The sequence below is a fragment of the Aeromonas sp. DNRA1 genome, from assembly GCF_963888745.1.
Lineage (GTDB): Bacteria > Pseudomonadota > Gammaproteobacteria > Enterobacterales > Aeromonadaceae > Aeromonas > Aeromonas hydrophila.
Genome location: NZ_CAWPKQ010000001.1, coordinates 485,325 through 508,441, shown reverse-complemented (window position 1 = coordinate 508,441; position 23,117 = coordinate 485,325). Strand labels below are relative to the sequence as shown.

Here is a 23,117-nt window from a genome sequence, read left to right as displayed (position 1 = left end):
TGTCACCGCGGCAAAACTTAAGCCTTGCGATCCCAGTAGTGGGGGGCGAGATAACGCTCCTGCACGAATTCGATGAAACAGCGCACCTTGGCCGAGACGAAACGGCGGTGCGGATAGAGGGCATAGAGCCCCACCTGCCCCTTCTCCCACTCCGGCAGCAGTGACACCAGGGCGCCGGAGCGCAGCGCATCGCCGACGATGAAGGTGGGCTGCAGTATGATGCCCTGATCGTCACAGGCCGCCCGGGTCAGGGCCACCCCGTTGTTGGCCCGCAGCGGCCCCTGCGGGCGCACGCTCAGCTGCTCGCCATCCCGTTTGAACACCCAGTCCGGCTGGGTCAGGGTGTAGAGCAGGCAGTCGTGCTGCTTGAGATCCTCCGGGGTGCTCGGCGTGCCTCGGCGGGCCAGATAGGCCGGGCTGGCACATACCTCCAGCCGCATCATGGCCAGCGGCTTGGCCACCAGGGAGGAGTCCGGCAGGTTGCCGATGCGCAGCGCCAGATCGAACCCCTCTTCCACCAGCGCCACCCGTCGGTCGCTGTACTCTATCTCCAGCTTCAGGTCCGGGTAGCGTTCACGAAACAGCGGCAGGGCGGGGGAGAGGTGCAGGTAGCCAAAATCCATCGGCACCGACAGCTTGAGGGTGCCCTGGGGTTGCTGGTTGTTGCGGGTGAGCTGGCTGTGGGTCTCTTCGAGCTCCGCCAGCAGCGCCTGGGAGCGCTGGTAGTAGAACTGGCCGGCCTCGGTGGGGTTGACCTGGCGGGTGGTGCGCGACAACAGCCGGGTGGAGAGCGACTCCTCCAGCTGCTGCATCAGCTTGGAGGTCATGGCGACCGAGATGCCGAGCTGGTTGGCGGCCTTGGTAAAACTTTGACACTCCACCACCTTGATGAAGGTGCGCATGGCGGCTATCTGGTCCATCTTTCACTCTCAGTTGATAATTATTTTAATAAATCGCTGATTATCTATTCCGATATGGAGGTTAGCATCTTGGTTGTTGTTGTGAACCCCCAATATGAAGGAACGAACGGATGAAAATGACCAAGGCCCTGCTGGCCTCCTGCCTGTTTATGGCGGCCCCCCTGATGGCGGCCGATTACGATGTCGATGCGGCGCACACCACGGTGCAGTTCAAGGTGGGTCACCTCGGCTTCTCCGAACTGGTGGGCCGTTTCAATACCTTCAGCGGCACCTTCAGCATGGACGACGCCAACCCGGCGGCGGCCAAGGCGAGCTTCGAAATTGACGCCGCCAGCGTGGACTCCAACCACGAGCCGCGCGACAAACACCTGCGCAGCCCCGATTTCCTCGACGTGAAGCAGTTCCCCAAGATGACCTTCGTCAGCTCCGGCTATGAGGGCACTAAGGATAAAGGCGTACTGAAAGGCACCCTGACCCTGCACGGCGTGTCCAAGGAAGTGGCCTTCGATCTGGTCCACATCGGTGAAGGCAAGGATCCCTGGGGTGGCTACCGCAGCGGCTTCAACGCCACCACCACCATCAAGCGCAGCGATTTTGGCGTGAACTACATGGTGCCGAACATCCCCGACGAGATGAGCATCAATCTGTTCGTCGAAGGCGTGCGCAAGTAATGGGCGCGGCACTCCTGCTGCAAACCCTGGCGGCTCCTTTGGGAGCCGCTTTGCTGTCGTGGCGCTGGCCGCGGCTGGGGTATCTGTGGGGCGCCCTGGCGCTCTGGTTGGTGGGCTGTCTGCTGGGCGGAGCCTACGGGCTGCCGGTCAAAGCGTGGCAGTGGCTGCCGCTGACCCTGCTGGTGCCCGCCCTGGCGGCGCAGCTGGCCGACCAGCGGGCCGCGCTTGCGCTGTGTGCCGCTCTGGGGGCGCTGGTGTGGTGGCAGGGGCTGGCCTCGGTGCTGGCGAGCGAGCCTGCCATCTGGCTGGCGTTGCTGCCTGCCATCGCCTGGCTGGGATGGACCGGGCTGCGCGGTGACAGCCGCGAGGGGCTCGGCTTTGCCCTCGGCTTCATCTGGCTGGCGCTGGTGATCGGCATCGACGGCAGCCTGCTGATTGCCCAGCTGGCCGGCGCGCTGGCGGCGTTCGCCGGTTTCCGTGCCCTGCTCGGGGCCTTTGCCGGCAGCCAGGTGGCGCCCGCAGCGCTCGGATTGGCGCTGGCCTTTGTCCAGATGCTCGCCTGGCAATACGTGGAAGTGCCGCTGCTGGTGCTGCTGCCGGTCTGGCTGCTGCCGCTGCTGGAGTGGACCTTGCGCAGCAAGCCCTGGATCCAGCGCTGGTTCGTATTGATCCTGATGGCGGGCGCAGGAGCCGGACTCAGTCTCTGGAAGGTGTGGCCGGAAGCCTCGTTGTACTGATTTTTAGCATAAAAAACAGACAATTAACCCGAAAGTTGCCGACTTCGTCATAGTCTGCACAGATAAAGATTGAGCCCCATAGTGCTTTCAGATAAAAAGGATTTTCAATTATCTGGACACACACAGAACCCGGTCTGACCGGGTTCTGTTTGCCTGCTTGTTTGCGGCGCGCTAAGGAGGCCACAGTTGCGCAGTCAAGGATCTGAGCATCTGTTTTTTCGCCATTTCACCGAGCAGGGACGTCTCGACGGACTCTGCATCCTGCTGGTTACCCATCTGCTTCCCGATCGCCCCCAGTTTATCCAGGCCCTCGATCAGATCGGGCGGATTGGCGCCATCCTGCCCAAACCCAAGTCAGTGCATGGACCGACCCTGACCTGGGCCCAGCAACACTATCCGGTACTGCCCCTCAATCGCCAGTGGACCAATACCCCGCAGGGGGTGATCGAGCACATAGCCCCGCTGGTGGCGCCCCATGAGCGGCTGATCATCCTCGATATCGGGGGCTATTTCGCCAGAACCCAGGCTACCCTCAGCGAGTATTTCGGCCCCCGCTTCCTCGGGGTGGTGGAGATGACCGAAAACGGCCATCAGCGCTACGAGCAGGAGGTGCTGGCCACCCCGGTCATCTCGGTGGCGCGCAGCCCCCTCAAGCAGGCCGAGGATATCCAGATTGGTCTGAGCGTGGTCTACTCCGCCGAATCCCTGGCCCGCACCCTCAACCGTACTTTCAATGTCTGCCAGGCCGCCCTGTTCGGCTACGGTAAGGTGGGCCGCAGCATCGCCCGCGAGCTCAGATGCCGCAACCTGCACCTGGAGCTGGTGGAGACCGACGTGCTGCGCCAGGTGGAGGCGCTTTCCCACGGCTTCAAGCTGGTGGGCAAGGCCGAAGCCCTCGGTCGGGCCGAGCTGGTGATCTGCTCCACCGGCAACGGCGCGCTGGACTTGGCGGATCTGCAGCAGCTGCGCCCAGGCACCATGGTTGCTTCAGTCACCTCGGCGGACGACGAATTTGCGTTCTGCCTCTCACAGCTACCCTGGCCGAGCGAGGAGGTGTGCCCCCACGTGTTGGCACTGACCCGTCCCGACGGCAGCACCATCTTCCTGCTCAACCGGGGCGAGGCGGTCAACTTCGTCCATGGCGCCGTCATCGGCGAATATGTCTATCTGGTGCTGGCGGAGATCATCGAAGGGGTGCGTCAGCTGGCGTTGCAGCCGCTGGCCCCCGGCCTGTTCGACCTGCCGCAGTCGACCATGCGCACCATTGCCCGTCACTGGCTGGCCGACTTCCACGGGGTCGCCCAGTGAGTGCCTTTTTCTTAGCCGCCATTGATGGAGTGACCACATGAGCGAGACGACGCTTTCCAGCCCCAAACCCCGCATCGAGATCCGCTACTGCACCCTCTGCCGCTGGATGCTGCGCGCCGCCTGGCTGGCCCAGGAGCTGCTCTCCACCTTCGACAGCGATCTGGGCGAGGTGGCGCTGGTGCCGGCCAGCAAGGGTGAGTTTCGCATCCTGGTGGACGGGGTGCTGGTGTGGGATCGGGTGGCCGACGATGGCTTCCCCGAGGCCAAGGAGATCACGCAGCGGGTGCGCGATGTCATCGCCCCCGAGCGTGACCTGGGCCATGCCGATCGCAAGCCGGCCGCCGAGTAGGCCACAGCACCAATGACTAAAGAGAGGGAGGCACAGGCCTCCCTCTCTCGTTGTGGCGTCCGGTCAACGGTCGGCAGCTGTACCCGGCTCATCTTCGGCGGGGAGGCCGATATAGCGGGCCCGCTTGTGGGGCTTGAGGCGGCTCACATCCACCCACACCAGCCCATCGATGCAGTGGTTGAAATCGGGGTCGATACCGAAATCCATGAACTGCACGCCGCCTGGCTCGCACAGCTCGGAGTACTGCTTGTAGAGGGTGGGGATGGCGCAGCCCAGGTTGTCGAGGCGAGCCTTGAGCTCCCGCAGATCCGCGCCGTAATCCTGCCCCGCAAACAGTGGTGGCGTGGCGGGGTAGGGGCGGCGCGAGGGGGCGAGTGCGAGCTCGGGGGCAAAATGCTGGCGATAGAAGCTCACCAGCAAATCCTTGGCCGCCGCCGGCAGGCTGCCGGAGAGCGACACCGGGCCAAACAGGTAGCGATAGCGAGGATAACGCGCCAGATAGGCGCCGATGCCGAACCAGAGGTAATCGAGCCCCCTCTTGCCCCAGTAGGCGGGCTGGATGAAGCTGCGGCCAAGCTCGATGGCAAGCTCCAGCCTGGGCAGCAATTTCTCTTCAAAGCCGAACAGAGTGTGGCTGTAGAGGCCATCGAGCCCCTTGCTGGCCAGCAGTTCGGCCACTGGCGCGAAACGGTAGGCGCCGATGATCTCGAGCCGGGCCGGATCCCAGAGAATGAGGTGGTGGTAGTCATCGTCGAAGACGTCGAGATCCCGCCGCCTGCCGGAGCCTTCCCCCACCGCCCGAAACGCGATCTCCCGCAGGCGTCCCAGTTCACGCAGGATCACCGAATGGCTCAGCTCGTGGCGTCGGTAGAGGTAGATCCCCTGACCGTCCGGGGTGTGGCCGAGCGCCTCGCAGGCGTCGATGGCCTGTTTGAGCTGACGGCGCTCTTCCGGCAGGGCGATGGGGGCCTCGGTGGCCAGCAAACCCCGCTTGCCGCGCCCGACTCGGTAGAGGTGGCTGCGTACCAGCCGGGCCGCGCTCTTGGCGGGCAGCTCCTGCACTCCGCTCACCGGGATGCGGGCACCGATGGTGATGCCGATGCGTTTCCCTTGCTGGCGAAACAGCTGCTTGACCAGCAACAGCCCCGCCCAGTCGTTGTGGAGCCAGGCGGCGAGATAGAAGGAGAGGCTATTGCGCCCGTCCAGGTGGATGGGCACCAGCGGGGTACGGGTGCGCTGAGCCAGCTTGATGAAGCCTGCCTGCCAGGGGCCGTCCTTGACCCCCTTGGGGCCGAGGCGCGACACCTCGCCGGCGGGAAAGATCACCAGCGCTCCTTCGCTCGCCAGGTGTTCTCCCATCGCCAGAATGGCGCGCCGGTCGGTCTTGCCGCCCAGGTTGTCCACCGGCAGCAGCAGGGGGCGCAGCGGCGTCAGCTGGGCCAGCAGCTGATTGGCCACTATCTTGACGTCCGGCCGGATGCGGCCGAGCAGGCGCAGCAGGGCCAGCCCGTCGAGGGAGCCGATGGGGTGATTGGCGACGATGATGACCCGGCCGCTGGCCGGAATGTGCTCGAGCTGGGCTTCGCTCACCCGGTAGTCGAAGTCGAGCTCGGTCAGCGCCTGCTCGACGAAGTCGAGTCCGCGCAGGTGAGGATGGCTCGTGGCAAAGCGTTGAAACGCCTGCTCGTGCAGCAGCCAGCGCAGCCCCTGCCGGAGCAGGGGGCGCAGCAGGCCGTGGGCCGAGAGGCGGGGCAGGTGTTGTTGTAGCAGGGCATCGACACTGAACATGGGCTGGGCTCCGATGAGTCGTTACCCTAGCGTGACGCCCTTCTGTTCCCGCCCCATGGCAGCGGCATGACAGTTTGATGGCAAAGAGGGGAGCCGCTTAACCGGCTCCCCTCTTTGGTCATGGCGGTGACGATGGCCGGTTTAGCCGCGCCAGGCCGAAGTCAGGCGCACCAGCTCCACCAGGGTGGTGACCGCTTTCTCCATGGATTGCAGCGGGATGAACTCGTGCTTGCCGTGGAAGTTGTGGCCGCCGGTAAACAGGTTGGGGCAGGGCAGCCCCATAAAGGAGAGCCGTGCGCCGTCGGTACCGCCGCGAATGGGCTTGATCCTCGGGGTGACGTCGGCGGCCTGCATGGCGGCCTTGGCCAGCTCGACGATGTGCATGTGCGGCTCTATTTGGCTGCGCATGTTGCGATAGCTGTCGGTCAGGGTGAGCTCGATGCGCGCCCTGGGCGCCTCCAGCTGCAGCGAGGCGACCCGCTCCTTGAGCTGGGCCTTGCGGGCGGCGAAGCCCTCGTCGTCGAAGTCGCGGATGATGTAGTGCAGGCTGGTCTCTTCCACTGTGCCGTTCATCTGGGCCAGATGGAAGAAGCCCTCATACCTGTCGGTGCACTCCGGAGTCTGCTCGGCGGGCATGGCAGCGTGGAAGCGGGCGGCCAGGGTCTGGCTGTTGATCATGCTGCCCTTGGCGGTGCCGGGGTGCACGTTGTTGCCGATAAAGCGCACGGTGGCGCTGGCCGCGTTGAAGTTCTCGTATTCGAGCTCACCCAGCTCGCCGCCGTCTACCGTATAGGCCCATTTGGCCGGGAAGCGGTCCAGCGGGAAGCGGTCGGCGCCGCGGCCTATCTCCTCGTCCGGGGTAAAACCGACCCAGACATCGCCACGGGGGATCTCGGGGTGGGCCAGCAGGTGGTCGATGGCGGTGAGGATCTCGGCGATGCCCGCTTTGTCGTCGGCTCCCAGCAGGGTGCTGCCGTCGGTGGTGATGAGATCCTGCCCCAGGTAGTTTTTCAGGAAGCGGTAGTCGCGAATGGCCAGCACCTCATCCCCCTTGCCCAGACAGATGTCGCCGCCCTGATAGTTTTCGATGATCTGGGGCACCACGTGCGCCGCCTCGTAGTCGGCGGTATCCATGTGGGCGATGAGGCCGATGGCCGGCGCGTCCGGCTGGTTGCCCGGCAGGCAGGCGGTGAGGTAGCCGTATTGGTCCAGGGTGACCCGGCTCAGTCCCATCTGCTGCATCTCGTCGCACAGGGCGCGGGCGAAGACGAGCTGTCCCTCGCTGCTGGGACAGGCGGGATTGGTCGCATCGGAGCGGGTATGAAAAGTCACGTAACGCAGAAAACGCTCAAGCAAGGTATCCATTGGCAAGCCTCGTACCGGTGGGGAGGGGCCATTGTGGCCAATCTGGCGGCGCGGCTTTTTGCGTCAGCGCAGTTTTTGCCGCATTTTTTGGCGAAGATCTGGCGGTAAACGTGTAAGGTGGTTCAGGCTGTGGTTGTTGATATCAAGCGCAGCATAAAATATCCAATTGCTGACATTTTTAAGCGGCTTGTGATGTGGCTCGGCAGGCGCTCATTACTTATGGTGTCGGGGGCGACAACGGATGGCGCAAACCGGCGTTATTTTCAGGGTGGAAAAGAGGGGGTGGGCGGACTTCTTCCCCCACGTGCCAGGCCTGCAGGCAGCAAGATTTGAACGCCTTATTAAAAGCAGTTTTTGAACACTATTTTTTATTGTCACCGCTGGCGGTAAGTGTGTACACTCCGCGCCGATCCAAGGGTAACCCTGAGCAGGCAGAAGCCGCCAGACTCCCGGAAGATCAGACGCCTATAGGGCGAGGCACGCAGCAACGACAGACACTGCTAGGGTATGGTTTCTTTAATACCGGTTAGGCTCCGGTATCAGGGAGAACAACGGACACTCAATGTCCAGCTGACCGAGTGAGCCAACGGCTCATCATCTTCCCTTGTCATGGGCGGTCACTGGTGCTGAGCTGGCTGTGGTTGTTGTCGTCTATCAACACGCACGCGTGCTGACGCCTTCGCTTCTCTTCCTTGAAACCTTCCCTTGCTGTCGTGATGGCTGCCGAATGATGAACGGACCGCGTGGCTGATGCAGTCCGTCATCAAAGTACCGCGGCGCTGTTAGCACAGCACCGCATACCGTTGAGCTTGATGTAAAGCCACCAGCCCCACATCAAGACTCGTTACTTCCCCAAGATCCACCAGGCAGCCTAGGCTTGCCGCGATGTGCAAGGGATGTGACGGAAGGGCCCGGGTTAACCCGCCGCGTAGTGCGCGCAGGTTGCAGGAGTCGCCCTTCCCGAGCCGGCAGGCCGCCTCGGCGCGCCGCACCTTGTCATCGATGGTCTGGATGTGATTGAGGGTAACGAAGGCGGCCACCGGCCGCTCATTTGCGAGGCATAGCCCATGACTAACTGGTCCAGCAAGGACTCCTTGAAGGTCTACAACGTTCCCTACTGGGGTGCGGGTTTTTTCAACATCAATGACGCCGGTCATGTGACCGTCGCTCCCGACAAATCACGCCCTGATGCACAGATCGTGCTCTCCGACGCCATCGAACAGTTGCGTCAATCCGGGCTGACCACTCCGGTACTGCTGCGTTTCCCCGACATCCTCAAGAGTCGGGTCGATGCGCTGTTCAACGCCTTCGGTCAGGCCATCGAGAAGTCAGGCTATGAAGGGGACTACCTCTGCGTTTACCCGATCAAGGTAAACCAGCAGCGTCGCGTCATCGAGACCATCAGCCAGTCCTACAGCGACAAGCCCCGGCTTGGCCTGGAAGCTGGTTCCAAACCGGAACTGCTGGCCGTGCTGTCCCATCACCATGAGCAAGGCTCGGTGATCGTCTGCAACGGTTACAAAGACCGCGAATATATCCGCCATGCCCTCTTGGGCAACCTGATGGGCCACAAGGTCTACATCGTGGTGGAGAAGCCCTCCGAGCTGGAAATGGTGCTGGACGAGTCAGCTCGTCTCAACATCAAGCCCAACATCGGGGTGCGTGCCAAGCTCGCGTCCACCGGCTCCGGCATGTGGGAATCGAGCGGCGGCTCCATGTCCAAATTTGGTCTGTCCGCCTCCCAGATCCTGGCGCTGATCGAGCGTCTGCGCGGGCTGGGCAAGCTGGACTGCCTGCAACTGCTGCACTTCCACCTGGGTTCCCAGATCGCCAACATCCGCGACATCCAGGGCGGCATCCGCGAGTGCGGCCGTTTCTACGCCGAACTGCGTCGCCTCGGTGCCAACATCGAAGTGGTTGACGTGGGTGGCGGCCTGGGGGTGGACTACGAGGGAACCCGTTCCCAGAGCCACTGCTCCGCCAACTACAGCCTCTCGGAGTACGCCAACAACGTGGTGTGGGGCATCGGCGATGTCTGCCGCGAGTTCGACCTGCCTCACCCGACCATCATCAGCGAGTCCGGCCGTGCCCTGACCGCTCACCACGCCGTGCTGGTTACCAACATCATTGGTGCCGAAGGGGTGGAGATGAACGACATCAGCGCACCGGACGAGGATGCGCCCACCATTCTGCAGAACATGTGGAAAGGCTGGCTGGACCTGCGCAGCGAAGATCCCTCCCTGCTGGAGATCTTCCACGACTCGGTGGCAGACCTGGGCGACGTCAATACCCAGTACACCATGGGTCTCCTGAACCTGGAGCAACGCGCCTGGGCCGAGATGCTGCACCAGAACACCTGTCTGGCGCTCAAAGAGCTGCTCAACCCGGTCAACCGCAACCACCGTGCGCTGGCTGACGAGCTCTCCGAGAAACTGGCTGACAAGTGCTTTGCCAACTTCTCCCTGTTCCAGTCCCTGCCGGATGCCTGGGGTATCGGTCAGGTGTTCCCGGTGATGCCGCTGGCCGGCCTCGAGCGTCCGCTCACCCGCCGCGGCATCCTGATGGACATCACCTGTGACTCCGACGGTCAGGTCGAGCACTACGTCGACGGTCTGGGGGTCGAGAGCACCCTGCCGATGCCGGTGTATGGCGAGAACGAAGAGTGCCACGTCGGCTTCTTCCTGGTGGGTGCCTATCAGGAGATCCTGGGGGATCTGCACAACCTGTTCGGTGACACCCACTGCGCGGAAGTGTGGCTCGATGACGAAGGCAAGATGGACATTCGCAACGTGGTGCGCGGCGACACCGTCGACCAGCTGCTGCGTTACGTCAACATCGACCCGTCCGTCATCCGCGAGAACTACCAACGCATCGTCTCCCACCCGGCGCTGGACGACGCGACCCGCAAGGCCCTGCTCGACGAGCTGGAGCTGGGTCTGCAAGGCTACGCCTACCTGGAAGACGAATAAGCCCAAGGCTTGTTCACCCGCCCCGCGAGACCCACGTGGCGCGGAGATAAAAAAAACGGCGCCTGCGGGCGCCGTTTTTGTTGCACACGATCCGCCGCAGCAGGCGCTGGCAGGGTGACTCTTGCGCTTTGTGTGGCTGATGGATGTCGGTGTTGGGCACCATGGGCCGCAGATCCGGCAGATATCCGGGGCGGCCGTCGCTTCCCTTGATCTGCATCAAGTTTGCAGTGGCCGGGTTATCTTACGGTCGGAGTGATGTTGAAGGGATGTAACAAAAGGATGTGCGTATGGAACTTGAAAGGGACCCGAGATGCTATACCGACGTCTGTATCGACGGTAAGTGGTATCACTACGATCACTGCAGCACCCACGTCTACATGCTGATGGGGGGCGCCGCGCCGAGCCTGCAGCTCGCTTATGAGCCCAGCAGCGAGGAGGAGCTTATCGAGATGCTCCGCCAGCTCGCCCGCTGCTGAACTACATTGCCAGCATTGCCTGCGGCCATCGGCAGCTTGCCGATGGCCGCACTTCATTTATCAGCTCAATTGCTCCGTTTCTGCCCCTGCAGTGCCTTGCCGAGCGCCTGCACGGCGATGGCCGCGGCGTAACCGGCGTCCGACTTGCCTATCTCATCGGCTACGTAGAGGAAGTTGGAGCGATACTTCTCCACCGCCTCGCGCGGGTTGACCGCGTCGATGAAATCCTCTTCCACCTCGAACCCCTGCGCCAGCAGCGCCTCTTTCTCGGGCAGGAAGGTGGGGGAGGCCATGTCGATAAAGGTGTATTGCTGCCGGTTGGAGGCCGGGATAGAGAAAAACTGGTACTTCGCCATTTGCGATACCTCGCTTGAACTTGTGTGTCGTGATGCGAGCTTCCTATCGTCGAACTGCCTCTCGGGCGTCGAACTGATCCCCGGGCCTGTTGCAGGCAATAAAGGTAACGTTCGAATCTTGTTGTGGCTGAAGATTACCCCGCTTTATCCTCAGCGCACAATGGGCAGTTGATACTTTTTTCGCCAAGAAAAACAATGCTGTCTGACGGTCTGAATTGGCAAAAAAGCCAGCCCTGGCAAGGGGCTGGCGATGGCGGAGGTGAAAGGTGCTGGCTCAGAGCACGAAGCTTTGCACCATGGCACGCAGCTGCTCGGTGAGCTGGTGGATCTGGCGGGCGGCGTCGCGGGCGGCGTTGGCCACCTGCAGCGCCTCGTCGCTGCCATCGGAGATGCGCACCACGTTGCGCTCTATTTCGTTGACCACGGCCCCCTGCTGCTCGATGGCGCTGGCGATCACCGAGTTGGTGTCGACCATGCTGCCCACCCGCTCGGTGATGGCACCAAAGGCCTGCTGAGCCTCCTGGGCCAGACCGACCCCCTCCTGCGCCTCGCGGCTGGCGGCGGACATGGCGCTGACCGAGGCACGGGCACCGGTTTGCAACTGCTCGATCATCTGCTGGATCTCGACCGTGGCCCCCTGGGTGCGGTTGGCTAGCGAGCGCACCTCGTCGGCCACCACCGCGAAGCCGCGCCCCTGCTCACCGGCGCGGGCCGCCTCGATGGCGGCGTTGAGCGCCAGCAGGTTGGTCTGCTCGGCGATGCCGCGGATCACCCCGATCACGCCACCAATCTGGCTGCACTGCTGCTCCAGCTGGCCAATGGTTTCGGCGGTGCGCAGCACCTCGCGGTTGATGTGGTCGATGGCCTTGATGGTACGCTCGACCACCGCCTCGCCTTGGCCCACCACGGCCTGCGCCTCCTGGGTCATGCGGGCGGCCTGCTGGGCGTTGCCCGCCATGTCGTGGGAGGTGGCAGCCAGCTCCTTGATGGCGGTGGCCACCTGATGGGTCTCCCCTTGCTGATCGGCGATCACCTCCTGGGAGCGGCAGGTCCGCGCTTCGATTTCGGTGGCGCTCTCCACCACGCTGACGCCGTTCTCCCGCACCCGCAGCATCAGGGTGCGCAGGGTCTGCAGGGTCACGTTGTAATCCCGGCTGATGGCCGCCAGCTCATCCTGGCCGACGATCTCGATCTGTTGGCCGAGATCCTGGGCGTTGACCCGGGCGGCGATCTCCCGCACCCGGCCCACGGTGGCGCGCAAGGAGAGGTAGGCGCCAATCATCAGGTAGAGGTAGACCAGCAGGATGGCGGTCAGCGGCCCGGTCACCCACCAGAAGTGGTGCTGGTTGGCGGTCATGCGCTGGTGCAGATCCGCCTCCAGCCGCTGGCGCACCTGACCGGCCAGCGCCGTGATGGCGGTATCCAGCCCATCCCCCAGTGCCAACACCTCCTTGCTGGAGAGCTGCACCTGCTGATCCTTCATCATCTTGTTTTCCAGGGTGTCGACCCCCTGATGGGCCTGTTGCAGCAGGGCGTCGGTCTGCTGGCCCAGCTCGTTGCGATAGGCAGGCGCCATCTCATAGAGCAGGGTCAGATCGGCCTCCAGCTCCTGCAGGGTGGCGTTGATGAGGTCGAGGCGAAAGCGCAGTGCGCTATACCCTTGCGCCTGAAACAGGCCGAAGTCGGCGATGGTGGCAGCCCTGTCCCGCACCTGGGCCAGCAGATCGCGCAGCTGGGGCAGTCGCTCGCTGGCGAGCACCACCATGTAGTAGGTGCCGAGTGCGGGATCCTGCACCAGGCTGCTGGCGGCGGTGATGCTCTTGTAGAGGTGGCGCACCTCGGTCAGCAGCTTGTCGTGGCGCAGGTTACTCTGATCCACCTCGAGCCCCAGCGCCTCGTTTTGCAGGCTGGACCACTCCTGGGCGAGGGCATCGAAGGTGGGGTTTTGCTGTCCACTGGCGGCAAAGGCGGCCAGGCTCGCATCGACGGCCCGGGCTGCGGCCTTGACCTCCTCTTCACCGACCGGGTTCTGCTCATAGCCGTGCCGGGTGACCAGGTTGCGATGGGTCAGCAGGGCCTGCTCGATGGCGGGCAGCGGCGCCAGCTTGACCACGCCGGCCAGCTCCTTGCGGGCCTGGGCGTTGTCGTCCTGCAGCCGACCCAGCAGGTTGGTCATGCTGTAGGCCAGCGGCAGCAGCATCAGGCAGGACCAGAGCAAAAACTTGTACTTGAAGGAGAGCTGATTGCCGAGCCGGATGGCGGGCGTGAATATCCATTTCATATGAAGCCTCGGGCCCCGACGGGGCGTGTAGCGGGATGGCTGGATATTACTCCTCGCCGGGGGGCTCGGCTGGGGGCGGGATGGAAGTTGTGATCCCCTTGGCTTTTTCCCGTGGCGAGGGGGGCTGAATGGGTCAGAAAAACGGACCACCCTCAGGGTGGCCCGTTGCCGATGGGAGAAGGTCGCGGCTCAGTTGAACGCCAGGAAGGGCGAGACGCAGAGCAGCAGGCCGGTGACGATGATGATGTAGAGGGAGACCCCCTTGTACTTGTGCAGCGCCGGCACCTGATAGACCAGATAGGCCGGGATGAGGCAACCCACCATGCCGAAGATGGGGCTGCAGATGGAGGTGAAGCTCAGCACCGGGGCGTTGAGCACGATGGCCCCCCAGGAGAGCAGCACGGTGAACAGCATGATGCCCTTGCCTACCAGCCCCTTGTTGATGCGATCTTCCGGCATCACCCGGCGCAGCAGGTTCATCGCCAGCCCCTGGCAGGCCTCGCGAAAGCCCAGATAGACGCCGAAGTAGGCGGTCATCACCGCGAAGATGTTGAGGGTGAGGCTGAGCAGCTTGAGGGTCTGGCCCGGCATGCCCTGGGCCACCATGGCCAGCGCCGAGATGTTCTCCTCGGAGGCCTTGACCGCCTGCTCGTGGCCCATGGCCAGGGTGAAGGAGACGGCGTAGAAGAACACCACCACGAACAGGATGCCGAAGGCGATGTTCATGGCGCGCATCGCCTTGAAGCGAGCCACTTCCAGGGATTTTTCCCGCGAGCGGTAGGAGATCACCATGGGGCTCAGACTCTGGATGAAGAGAATGGAGGTGAGGGTGAAGGGGAGCATGACGATGGCATCCTTCAGCCAGTCACCGCTGGCCGGCATGGCGGTGATGTTGGCGGCATCCCACTTGCCCACCATCATCAGGCCGAGCACCGCCACCACGCTGATTTTGGTCAGCACCATAAAAGTGGAGATCTTGAACAGCAGGTTTTCGCCGCGCGAGGCCAGCGCCACCAGGGCGCAGATCAGCACCAGCCCGTAGAAGGGATTCTCGGAGAGCAGTTGCTGGGTGACCCCGAAGCTTTGCAGGAAGGAGGCGCTGTCATTGGTGATGGCGGTGGAGTAGACGAACACCCAGATCACCAGCATCACGAAGTAGAGGGCGCCGAGCAGCACGCCCCAGTTCTTGCCGAGGTAGCCGCTGATGACGCTGGGGTAGTCCTTGCACTCGGGCGAGGTGGCCAGGGTATTGATGAAGAGGCGCTGGAACATGTACATGGCCGGGTAGCCGATCACCGCCGACAGCAGAAACACCCACAGCCCCATCAGTCCCACCTGCACCGGCAGGAAGACGATCCCCGCCCCGATGGCCATGCCGATGCTCATGATGACCCAGCCCCAGTCGGTGCTGTCAAAACGAACCGCTTCTTTCCATTCCAGCGTGCCCATCACGGGCCGGGTGAGTGTCGTACTGTGCGCGTCCATAAAATACCTTGTTTTTGTAGGGGTAAAAATCAGGCGCAAATATAGTTGAATAAAAAGCGGCAAAACAATGCTTTTTATCGCTCTTCTACCTAAAGAGGGAGACAGATCACGCTTTCAATTTGCACCTTCTACCGAATTTATCGCTGTTTTTGCAGGTTTTAGTTGAATGGAATGCCTAATGAGCAAATAATGTTGAACAAGACGAGACTATTGATTGCAAAAATAATTGCATTTTAAGGAGTGGCAATATGAAAAAGATCATAGTGGCGGATGCCGCACCCGATGCCATCGGTCCCTACAGCCATGGCACAGCCTATGGCGACCTCATCTTTACCTCCGGCCAGCTGCCGGTGTGCAAACAGCAGGGCGGCGTGGTGGAAGGGGGCATCGAAGCCCAGAGCCGTCAGGCGCTGGAGAACCTCAAGCATGTCTTGGAGGCCGCCGGCGGCAACCTGGATACCGTGCTCAAGACCACCTGCTATCTCGCCGAGATCAGTGATTTTGCCGCGTTCAACGAGGTCTATAAACGCTATTTCCTGAAAGATTGCCCGGCCCGCAGCTGCTTTGCCGTGAAGGATCTGCCGATGGGTGTCAGGGTGGAAGTGGAAGCGATCGCTCACATCGCTGGTTAATGTTGATAGAAAGGGTGTTCTGATGAAGCAAGCGTGGCAGCAGTATCTGCAGATTATTCAACAGGTTGTCAAACCGGCGCTGGGTTGTACCGAGCCCATCGCCGCCGCTTATGCCGCCGCCGTGGCCGCCCGGCAACTGGGCTGCAAGCCCGTCCGGCTGGAGGTGGTGGTCTCGGACAACCTCTACAAGAACTCCATGGGAGTCTATGTGCCGGGCACCGGCAAGATCGGGCTCGCCATTGCCGCAGCCGCCGGCGCCATCGGCGGCAACGCCGAGGCCGGGCTGGAGGTGTTGGCCGCCATCACGCCGGCCCAGGTCGCAGAGGCGCAGGAGCTGATCGATGCAGGCCAGGTGCAGGTGAGCCGCACCTCGGCCCCTGAGTTCATCTATTGCCGGGTCCGGCTGCTGGGCCTTGATGCAGAGGGCACCGAGCACAGCGCCGAGGTGACCCTGTGCGGTGGCCATACCCGCATCGTCGAGCAGCGCCGCAATGATGAAGTGACCTTCACGGCCGAGCAGGGCCAGGGTGGCGCCACCGGTGCCATTTGCGATGGGGTCGACATCAGCATCGCCGCCATTTATGAGTTCGCCACCCAGGTGGAGTTCGAGCAGATCCGCTTTATCCTGCAGGCCTCCGAGCTCAACAGCAAACTCTCCGACGAGGGGATGAACAACCCCTACGGCCTCGAAATTGGCCGCACCATGCAGCAGAACATCCAGGCCGGCCTCATCGGCGAGGACGTGATGAACCGCATCGTGATGCGCACCGCGGCGGCCTCCGATGCCCGCATGGGGGGTGCCAGCCTGCCGGCCATGAGCAACTTTGGCAGCGGCAACCAGGGCATCGCCGCCACCATCCCGGTGGTGGTGATCGCCGAGCGCTTCGGTGCCAGCGAAGAACAACTGGCCCGCGCCCTCATCATGAGCCACCTGGGGGCCATCTACATCAAGTCCCACTATCCGCCGTTGTCGGCCTTTTGCGGCAACACGGTCACCAGCGCGGCGGCCGCCATGGCCATGGTCTATCTGGCGGGCGGCAGTTTCGAGCAATCCTGCCACGCCATTCAGAACGTGCTGAGCGACAGCGCCGGCATGGTGTGCGATGGCGCCAAGGCCTCCTGCGCCATGAAGGTGAGCACCTCCTCCGGGGCGGCGGTACGCGGCTTTCTGATGGCGCTCAACAGCCATGCAGTGTCGGGGCAGGGGATCGTGGCGGGCAACGTGGAGCAGACCATTCGCAACGTGGGCCAGATGGTCAAAGACGGCATGTCTGCCACAGACAGCACCATTATTGATATCATGTCCGCCTGAGTGTCCCTGTCGGCTGCCGCCCTTGCCCGGGTCGGCGGCCCTTTTATAAGGTTTCAATGTGAAGCTGCAAGAGCTGAGTCAGACCGATTTCGAGATCCTCAAGGCGATGGAGATCATCGTGGACGGCATCGCCGCCATGTATGGTCAGCACACCGAGGTGCTGTTGCACAGCCTGGATGCGCGCAATCCGTCGATCATCAAGATTGCCAACGGCCACATCACGGGGCGCAGCGTGGGTGCTCCCATCACCAACCTGGCGATGATGAAACTCAAGAGCGGGCAGGATATCTCCAGCCCCTACATGACCAAGTGTGCCACCGGCAAGACGCTGCGTTCGCTCACCACCGTTATTCGCAATGGTGAAGGACAGGCCATCGGCTTGCTCTGCATCAACACCGACATGGATGCCCCGCTGCAATCCGTGCTGCGCACCATGATGCCGGAGTGCCTGCACGGCCACGATGGTCATGCCACCCCTGAGGTGTTTGCCCGCAACATCGACGAGGCCCTCAACAGCACCATCGACACCGTCAGTGCCGAGGTGCGCGGCAACGAGGCGGTGCCCCCGTCCCAGAAGACCCGGGTCATGGTCAACCAGCTGCACGAGCTCGGCATCTTCGAGCTCAAAGACAGCGCCCAGATAGCGGCCCGCCAGCTCGGCATCTCGGTTCACTCCATCTACCGCTATCTGCGGGAGATCAAGAAGGGCTGAGCACGGCGCCAGCCAGCATTAACGGGTCAGCATTGACCCGTTTTGTTTTTTCCGCCCCCCGCCTGCGCCTTGGCTGCCCCGGTGCATCTGTTATCATGCCTCTTCTGTTTTTGTTATCTCATTGAACCTGCTGGAGAAACCATGTCCCGTACCCTCTATCTGCTGCGCCACGGCCAGACCCGTTACAACGCCGAACTGCGGCTGCAGGGGCGCTGCAACTCCGAACTGACCGCCAAGGGCGAAGCCCAGGCCCTCGCCATGGGGGCCCGTCTGGCCAAGCTACTGGCCGAGCCCACCGACTGGACCATTTACGCCAGCCCCCTCGGCCGGGCGCGCCAGACCGCGGAGCGGGTATGCCAGCAACTTGGACTGGACCAAGAGCGTATCGTCTGGGACGAGCGGCTGGTGGAGCTGGGGATGGGGGAGTGGGAGAGTCGCCGGGTGCCCGAGCTGCTGGCGGCCCACCCCGAGCTGGATCTGGAACAGCCAGACTGGTATCTGCAAGCCCCCGAGGGGGAGAGTTTTCAAAGCATTCAAGGCCGGGCCCTGAGCTGGCTGCAGGATGAGCAGATCGCCGAGCGCGCCATTGTGGTCTCCCACGGCCTGTTCGGTGCCATGCTGCGCGGCGCCTATGCGGACCTGGACTACACCACCACCTGGCTGCAGGAGCTGCCGCAGGATGCCTTCTTCAAACTCAGTGGCGGTCGCATCGAGCGGATCCCCTGCTGACCCCAACCAAAACGGCTCGCCATTGGCGAGCCGTTTTTTTATGAGCGCAGAAGGCGCGTTATTCTCGCACCAGCCTGGGCAGCGCCTGGTAAAGGGCCTCACGTTTTTGTGCCTGGTTGACGCCATAGTGCAGCTCACGGTGGCAATTAGGGCAGAGCGCCACCGTGTTGCTGATGGTATCCGAACCCCCTTCGGCGAGTGTGCGCAGATGATGCACCTCTAAGAAGGCGTCTCCGGTGGTGGCATGAAAAGGGGCCGGTTGTGCGCAGCTCTCGCAATGGCCCGCCGCCGTCATCAATACCCAAGCCTTCACCTTTGGATCTCGCCCATAACTAGGGTTGGCTCCATAACGCTGCTGTGGTTCTTGGATGCCTGTGGGCATGGGGAGTGTTGGCTTGATCTTGTAGCGGCTCACTTGATGCTCAAAGGCAGCCTTGCCGGTATAGGGTTGGCCATCGAGTTCACAGAGCAGGCGTTCTATGATGGGGGCATTGTGGGGGCCCACGTTTTTAGCCGGCTTGAGACCTGACACCCAGGTCCGCCCTAGCAGGGCGCAGATATAGGAGATGTTCTGCATTCGATACTCGAATGCCTTCTCGGTGCGTCCAAACTGGTTAGCGAGTTCGGTGTAATAGCGCTTTTTGACGAAGGGGACGCCATTTTGCTCCATGGTGCGTATCGCCAGGTAGACGCTGACCGTCGCCCTTAGTTCCTCTTCTGTCCATGTCCCGCGCAAAACTGGCTCCTCAGCACTGTTTCTCGGTCGCCCAGAGCCCCGACTTGATCGAGATGGCCCCATCCGAGTTACCTGATATGGCACGCATCTTAATCCAATTGACACCATGTTTCAGCTGTGTCAGTACAATAATGTGTTCATCATCAAGCAATTAGCTGATAGTAAACGGTAGGCTAGAGTGGCTCCTTTCATTAGGGGCTTAGCGCAGGGGGAGTTACAAACGTCAGTTCACTCAGGTCAACCACAAGGAGGTGGTGATGGATCCGGTTTCTTATCTTTTCTCGGCTTATCTCAATCTGGTACAGCAGCAGGTATCGGATATTTATGGCACTGAGCTCAAGTCGCTGGTGGTGGAGTATGAGGGGGAACAAATCCCCTTTGCCTTCCAGTTTTGGCAGTTGCAGCCGAAAAGCGTCTGCCGCAGTTACGAGCAGGATGCACGGCGCTTCAGCCAATGCACCGTCAAGGCGGCAGCGCTATTTAGCAAGCTGTGCGATCAGTTGTCGCGCCAGGATGACAGCCACTCGCAGCAGCCTCAGTATCGCGCCATGTATTGCGCAGCTTCAGTTAACTACCGCCCCATGATCGCCGATATTCGCGAGAGTAAACCGGATGCTGCCCGGCAGGCCGAACGCGCTTGCAATCAAGCCATTCTGGCCGCGATGGACAGTGATGATGAAACCCTGCTGGCCCAGCGTGATCAGGCGTGTGGTATGCAGCAGTGAAGGTCAACGCCACCTTCACTCAGCTAGCGGCTTTGCTCGGCCATCTTTGCGCCATTCAGCACAGATGCTGGGTGTGCACTTGGGTATGATGAGGGCGCCCACAGGTCAGTCTGTCGGGCCAGCGCTATCGACACACATAAACCAGGAGGGGACATGATCAGCCATATCGACCATCTGGTATTGACGGTCAGTGATATCGAGCGGGCCGTCGCGTTTTACAGCTCGGTGCTCAACATGGAAGCCATCACCTTCGGGGCGGGGCGCCGGGCCCTGCGCTTTGGCAACCAGAAGATCAACCTGCAACTGTTGGGGCAGGAGCCGCGCAACCGGGCGCAGGTGGGCTCGGGTGATCTCTGCCTCATCACTCGGTGGCCGCTGGATCAGGTCATCGCCCAGCTCCATTGCCATGGGGTGGAGATAGTGGAGGGGCCGGTGACCAAGAGTGGAGCCTGCGGCCCCATCGAGTCGGTCTACTGCCTGGATCCGGATCACAACCTGATAGAGATCAGCCGTTATCCCTGATGGCGCTTGGCATCGGGCGATTGACGGTGGATGCAGCCCTGCCTGAGCAAGTGCAGAAGATCTTCCTGGTCGGCCCCATACTGCTGCACCGCCGCAACGGGCTCTAGGCTGCGTTCCTAAAGTGGTTGAAAAGCAGTCTCACCACTTTGTAGAGCCCTATCCCTCCAAAAACACAGCATTTATTCACTTCAAAACCACGTAAATCAGGCCTCTTTAGAGGCCCAGTTCATGGCTTGAAATTGCTGCACCTGAAATATGAACACGTTAAGAACACAGCCTAGGAACGCGCAGCTGATACAGTCTTCATAATGCCAGTTCTAATAAGGCTCTGACGGATTGGTCTCATTCGAAAACTAACAACATGATAATCAAGCTCCAAATGGGTATTGTCATTATCCACATAGATGCAAATGATAATGAATTCCATTAGCGTGTAGGAAGCGTTATCACATGAGTGTGGCTATTGAAGACCTAATCGTAATATCCCCTAAAACACTAACAATAATAACAACTTACCAGTGCACAGCCGCTTGTGCTGAGTGCTGTTTTGAGTGTACCCCCAAGATCACACATCGACTTAGCCTTAAAGAGATACTGGGAGCCATTGACTCTGCAATAGAAATGTATCCTGACATTGAAATTGTTGTATTCACCGGAGGTGAGTGCTTCATGCTCAAAGAGGATCTTTTTACCGCCATTAAGCATTGTACAAGTTATGGACGACAGACTCGCTGCGTTACAAATGCATACTGGGCGAAGAACGTTGACATGGCAGTCCGTTATGCACGGAAGCTGCATGACTCTGGAATCAGTGAAATAAATATCAGTACTGGCCTCGATCATCAACGTTGGGTTTCGGAAAAAACAGTACTTAATGCAGTAGAGGCATTAACTGAAAATAATATTTTCACACTGGTTACAGTCGAGAAAGATACCGACTCATCAAGTTGCTTAGAAAGCATACAGAAGAATGATTTAATAAAAAAACTACAAGCAGACGATACTAAATTTAAGTTGCAGTCTAATGCGTGGATGACATTTTTTGAGGATAGTACAGCGAGAGGATATATAGACAGAGATGCTATTGATAAAGGCTGTGACCAAGTATTCGAAAACATTGTCATAACACCCAAGAAAAAAATATCAGCATGCTGCGGCCTTACTTTGGAACACATCAATGAAATGAAAGTGGGTGAAATCCATGACTTAAGTGGATATGTAGAGCACCAAAAAAATGATTTCTTAAAATTATGGATTAAAGTCGATGGCCCAATAAAAATAATAGATAGTCTACTTGGGGAGGGAAACAATAAAACAAAGAATGTAAGCCACCAATGCGAGGCTTGTGTAATGCTCCATAAAGATCCTGAAATTATTATAAGCCTTAAAAAACGCTACCAGCACTATATTCCATACGTGCTGAACAAATACTTATTAACTAAGTCTGCGACTACAAACCAGCGGTGAGCTAGAGGATACAATGAAAAAATACGTGGAATACGGCCTTATTAGTTTTGTTGGACTGAATGCGAACACTGTATTGGCTGAAGACAACGACAATACACTAAAGAAAAGAAAGTTTGGCGAACCTGAAAGTGTGAAACTCAGCAATAACGCTGTGACTACATCGCTACGGCTCTCTATGAGCAGGGTTCATCTTCCACCCGAAATATGGGCAGACGTTGAAAACCTATCAAATACCTGGAGTGTTCTCATTGGGGCAAAGCTCACACCAAAGGAATATACCAAAGCGGTTAACTCGTTGAAGATATCTGATACAAGTAAAAAACACATTACCAGTTCTAAAGAATATAAAATATTAACGTCTCTAGCTTCAGAGAATAATCTTGCTCTGGCAAAAAAGGGAGACTACGAACAACTTATAAATAATTTAATGGCTGAGGGAATATTAGATAGTAATGCAGAATCGCACTTAACCAATAAAATTGAAAATCTAATTACTAAAAACAAAGTTATCAGAGCGACTATTGAGGATGGCTTCAATACAAACCAAACATTAAATGATGTTTCTCAAACAGACTTGGAGCAACTGGTCTCAGTATTTAGTGCCAGCCGAGTTGAGCCTAGGGCATGCTCAGTGGCAGCAGCGTGTGTTGCATTCATCGCAGTTGCTGTTGTTACCTATGCTGGAGCAGCAGTCAACGTCGCAGCAGCGCTTAACGTAGCCGTTCAAATTTCGGTAGCTGTGAACGTAGCAGTGACTATTGATGGATGTGGTGTAAACTGCCATGAGCCATACTCAGTGGGGAGTCTTGAGAGGTCCATGAGAGATCAACTATCATTAATAGAAGCGTTTTCCAAACAATCTGAAATCCCCATGCTTTACAGTAAAGCGATTGTTGATTTCAAGAGAAAAGAAGCAAGAGCTGTTCTCCAAGCTGTAATAAATCTAGGGATGGTAAGTATTACCGATGAACAACAAGAGACGGCACTAAGAGCTCTTGATAATATTGTTCTTGACTCCCTTGGAGTTGTAGGAGAAGTACAATGACCTATGATATTCCTTGGTCGATTCAAAGTATTGCATACGCTGTATTAATGCTGTTTATTTTACCTGTAGTATTTACCTCTGGCTCGGAATTTATTTTTACAAAGAGGTTATCCTTCGGAGTTTCAATTTTTTCCCTTGCATTAGGTGGCGTGCTCCTAATGATAGGTACACTACAAATCGTATCATCTAAAGTGATTATAGATAATAATTCGATCACATTATCTAGTCTTATGTACAATGAGACCTTCATTTTTAATGATATCGAGCACGTATCAGATGTATATGAAATGACGTTACCTCGCCATGATAAACCAACTCTTCGGAAGAACGGAATTGGATTACTTGGCTATAATGCAGGTACATTCCGATTTAGTGATAATAAAACTGGATTTGTAATGATGGCAACCCCTCCATATCTAGTTATTGAGTTGAAAGGAGGGAATAGAAAGGCGGTTTTTTCAGCAGATAGAAAAGTTCATGAAGAAATTAGAGGGCACTTAACCTCATTGGTTCATGATAATCATTCTTGAAT

At 59.3% G+C, this 23,117-nt stretch carries 23 protein-coding genes; 15 read left to right on the top strand and 8 right to left on the bottom strand.

Annotated features, from left to right (window positions below):
• Positions 1–17: 17 nt before the first annotated feature.
• Positions 18–920: a LysR family transcriptional regulator gene (locus AACQ43_RS02285; RefSeq protein ID WP_017409884.1), complete on the bottom strand. Its 903-nt coding sequence runs from the start codon at positions 918–920 to the stop codon at positions 18–20.
• A 110-nt stretch (positions 921–1,030) separates the two neighbouring features.
• On the opposite strand from AACQ43_RS02285, the gene AACQ43_RS02280 reads away from it, so the two are divergent.
• The 4 genes from AACQ43_RS02280 (at position 1,031) to AACQ43_RS02265 (ending at position 3,985) form a co-directional block, all read left to right on the top strand.
• Positions 1,031–1,591 (top strand): YceI family protein, encoded by a 561-nt coding sequence (locus AACQ43_RS02280; protein ID WP_011705502.1) that lies wholly within the window; start codon positions 1,031–1,033, stop codon positions 1,589–1,591.
• Positions 1,591–2,328, top strand: a complete 738-nt coding sequence (locus AACQ43_RS02275) for a hypothetical protein (protein ID WP_168965699.1) — start codon at positions 1,591–1,593, stop codon at positions 2,326–2,328. Before AACQ43_RS02280 ends, AACQ43_RS02275 begins: the two co-directional genes overlap by 1 nt.
• Before the next feature lie 186 nt (positions 2,329–2,514).
• Complete coding sequence (locus AACQ43_RS02270) at positions 2,515–3,636, top strand: adenosylhomocysteinase (protein WP_076359897.1); 1,122 nt, start codon at positions 2,515–2,517, stop codon at positions 3,634–3,636.
• Between the two features lie 37 nt (positions 3,637–3,673).
• Positions 3,674–3,985, top strand: a complete 312-nt coding sequence (locus AACQ43_RS02265; protein WP_168965697.1) for a SelT/SelW/SelH family protein — start codon at positions 3,674–3,676, stop codon at positions 3,983–3,985.
• A gap of 63 nt (positions 3,986–4,048) precedes the next feature.
• Here AACQ43_RS02265 and AACQ43_RS02260 read toward each other — a convergent pair whose 3' ends face one another.
• From AACQ43_RS02260 to AACQ43_RS02250, 3 genes are all read right to left on the bottom strand, one after another.
• Positions 4,049–5,773, bottom strand: coding sequence for a lysophospholipid acyltransferase family protein (locus tag AACQ43_RS02260; RefSeq protein WP_168965695.1), 1,725 nt, complete (start codon positions 5,771–5,773; stop codon positions 4,049–4,051).
• A 141-nt stretch (positions 5,774–5,914) separates the two neighbouring features.
• Positions 5,915–7,138, bottom strand: coding sequence for a peptidase T (pepT, locus tag AACQ43_RS02255; protein WP_168965693.1), 1,224 nt, complete (start codon positions 7,136–7,138; stop codon positions 5,915–5,917).
• Positions 7,139–7,920: 782 nt separating this feature from the next.
• Complete coding sequence (locus AACQ43_RS02250; protein ID WP_043160732.1) at positions 7,921–8,178, bottom strand: hypothetical protein; 258 nt, start codon at positions 8,176–8,178, stop codon at positions 7,921–7,923.
• A gap of 27 nt (positions 8,179–8,205) precedes the next feature.
• Here AACQ43_RS02250 and speA point away from each other — a divergent pair, with 27 nt between their 5' ends.
• The gene (speA, locus tag AACQ43_RS02245) at positions 8,206–10,107 is read left to right on the top strand and encodes a biosynthetic arginine decarboxylase (protein WP_017409891.1); all 1,902 of its coding nucleotides are present in this window, start codon (positions 8,206–8,208) and stop codon (positions 10,105–10,107) included.
• Positions 10,108–10,394: 287 nt separating this feature from the next.
• On the top strand, positions 10,395–10,583 hold the full coding sequence (locus AACQ43_RS02240) for a hypothetical protein (RefSeq protein WP_011705509.1): 189 nt from the start codon (positions 10,395–10,397) through the stop codon (positions 10,581–10,583).
• Between the two features lie 65 nt (positions 10,584–10,648).
• Here the strand turns inward: AACQ43_RS02240 and AACQ43_RS02235 are convergent, their stop codons facing one another.
• From AACQ43_RS02235 to AACQ43_RS02225, 3 genes are all read right to left on the bottom strand, one after another.
• Positions 10,649–10,939, bottom strand: a complete 291-nt coding sequence (locus AACQ43_RS02235; protein ID WP_168965691.1) for a hypothetical protein — start codon at positions 10,937–10,939, stop codon at positions 10,649–10,651.
• A 274-nt stretch (positions 10,940–11,213) separates the two neighbouring features.
• Positions 11,214–13,220, bottom strand: coding sequence for a methyl-accepting chemotaxis protein (locus AACQ43_RS02230; protein WP_168965689.1), 2,007 nt, complete (start codon positions 13,218–13,220; stop codon positions 11,214–11,216).
• A gap of 189 nt (positions 13,221–13,409) precedes the next feature.
• Entirely contained in the window at positions 13,410–14,705 is a 1,296-nt protein-coding gene (locus AACQ43_RS02225) for an amino acid permease (protein ID WP_041218311.1), read from the bottom strand.
• A 248-nt stretch (positions 14,706–14,953) separates the two neighbouring features.
• Here AACQ43_RS02225 and AACQ43_RS02220 point away from each other — a divergent pair, with 248 nt between their 5' ends.
• The 4 genes from AACQ43_RS02220 to AACQ43_RS02205 all read left to right on the top strand — a co-directional run bounded on the left by AACQ43_RS02220 (position 14,954) and on the right by AACQ43_RS02205 (position 18,090).
• Positions 14,954–15,337 carry a Rid family detoxifying hydrolase gene (locus AACQ43_RS02220; protein WP_005299455.1) on the top strand — a complete coding sequence of 128 codons (384 nt, stop codon included), beginning with the start codon at positions 14,954–14,956 and terminating at the stop codon, positions 15,335–15,337.
• A 22-nt stretch (positions 15,338–15,359) separates the two neighbouring features.
• Positions 15,360–16,649, top strand: coding sequence for an L-cysteine desulfidase family protein (locus AACQ43_RS02215; protein ID WP_168965687.1), 1,290 nt, complete (start codon positions 15,360–15,362; stop codon positions 16,647–16,649).
• Positions 16,650–16,707: 58 nt separating this feature from the next.
• A complete protein-coding gene (locus tag AACQ43_RS02210) occupies positions 16,708–17,361 on the top strand; it encodes a helix-turn-helix transcriptional regulator (RefSeq protein ID WP_005299461.1) in 654 nt (217 codons plus the stop codon).
• Positions 17,362–17,502: 141 nt separating this feature from the next.
• On the top strand, positions 17,503–18,090 hold the full coding sequence (locus tag AACQ43_RS02205) for a histidine phosphatase family protein (protein ID WP_168965685.1): 588 nt from the start codon (positions 17,503–17,505) through the stop codon (positions 18,088–18,090).
• Positions 18,091–18,148: 58 nt separating this feature from the next.
• On the opposite strand, the gene AACQ43_RS02200 is transcribed toward AACQ43_RS02205, so the two are convergent.
• The gene (locus tag AACQ43_RS02200; protein WP_248280952.1) at positions 18,149–18,826 is read right to left on the bottom strand and encodes an HNH endonuclease; all 678 of its coding nucleotides are present in this window, start codon (positions 18,824–18,826) and stop codon (positions 18,149–18,151) included.
• 257 nt (positions 18,827–19,083) lie between these two features.
• Between AACQ43_RS02200 and AACQ43_RS02195 the strand changes: the two genes are divergently transcribed.
• The 5 genes from AACQ43_RS02195 (at position 19,084) to AACQ43_RS02175 (ending at position 23,115) form a co-directional block, all read left to right on the top strand.
• Complete coding sequence (locus AACQ43_RS02195; RefSeq protein WP_168965681.1) at positions 19,084–19,551, top strand: hypothetical protein; 468 nt, start codon at positions 19,084–19,086, stop codon at positions 19,549–19,551.
• Between the two features lie 153 nt (positions 19,552–19,704).
• Entirely contained in the window at positions 19,705–20,073 is a 369-nt protein-coding gene (locus AACQ43_RS02190; RefSeq protein WP_168965679.1) for a VOC family protein, read from the top strand.
• Between the two features lie 450 nt (positions 20,074–20,523).
• On the top strand, positions 20,524–21,540 hold the full coding sequence (locus AACQ43_RS02185) for a radical SAM protein (protein ID WP_168965677.1): 1,017 nt from the start codon (positions 20,524–20,526) through the stop codon (positions 21,538–21,540).
• A gap of 13 nt (positions 21,541–21,553) precedes the next feature.
• Entirely contained in the window at positions 21,554–22,585 is a 1,032-nt protein-coding gene (locus AACQ43_RS02180; RefSeq protein ID WP_168965675.1) for a hypothetical protein, read from the top strand.
• Positions 22,582–23,115: a hypothetical protein gene (locus AACQ43_RS02175; RefSeq protein ID WP_168965673.1), complete on the top strand. Its 534-nt coding sequence runs from the start codon at positions 22,582–22,584 to the stop codon at positions 23,113–23,115. The genes AACQ43_RS02180 and AACQ43_RS02175 overlap by 4 nt, the downstream gene beginning before the upstream one ends.
• Positions 23,116–23,117: the final 2 nt, after the last annotated feature.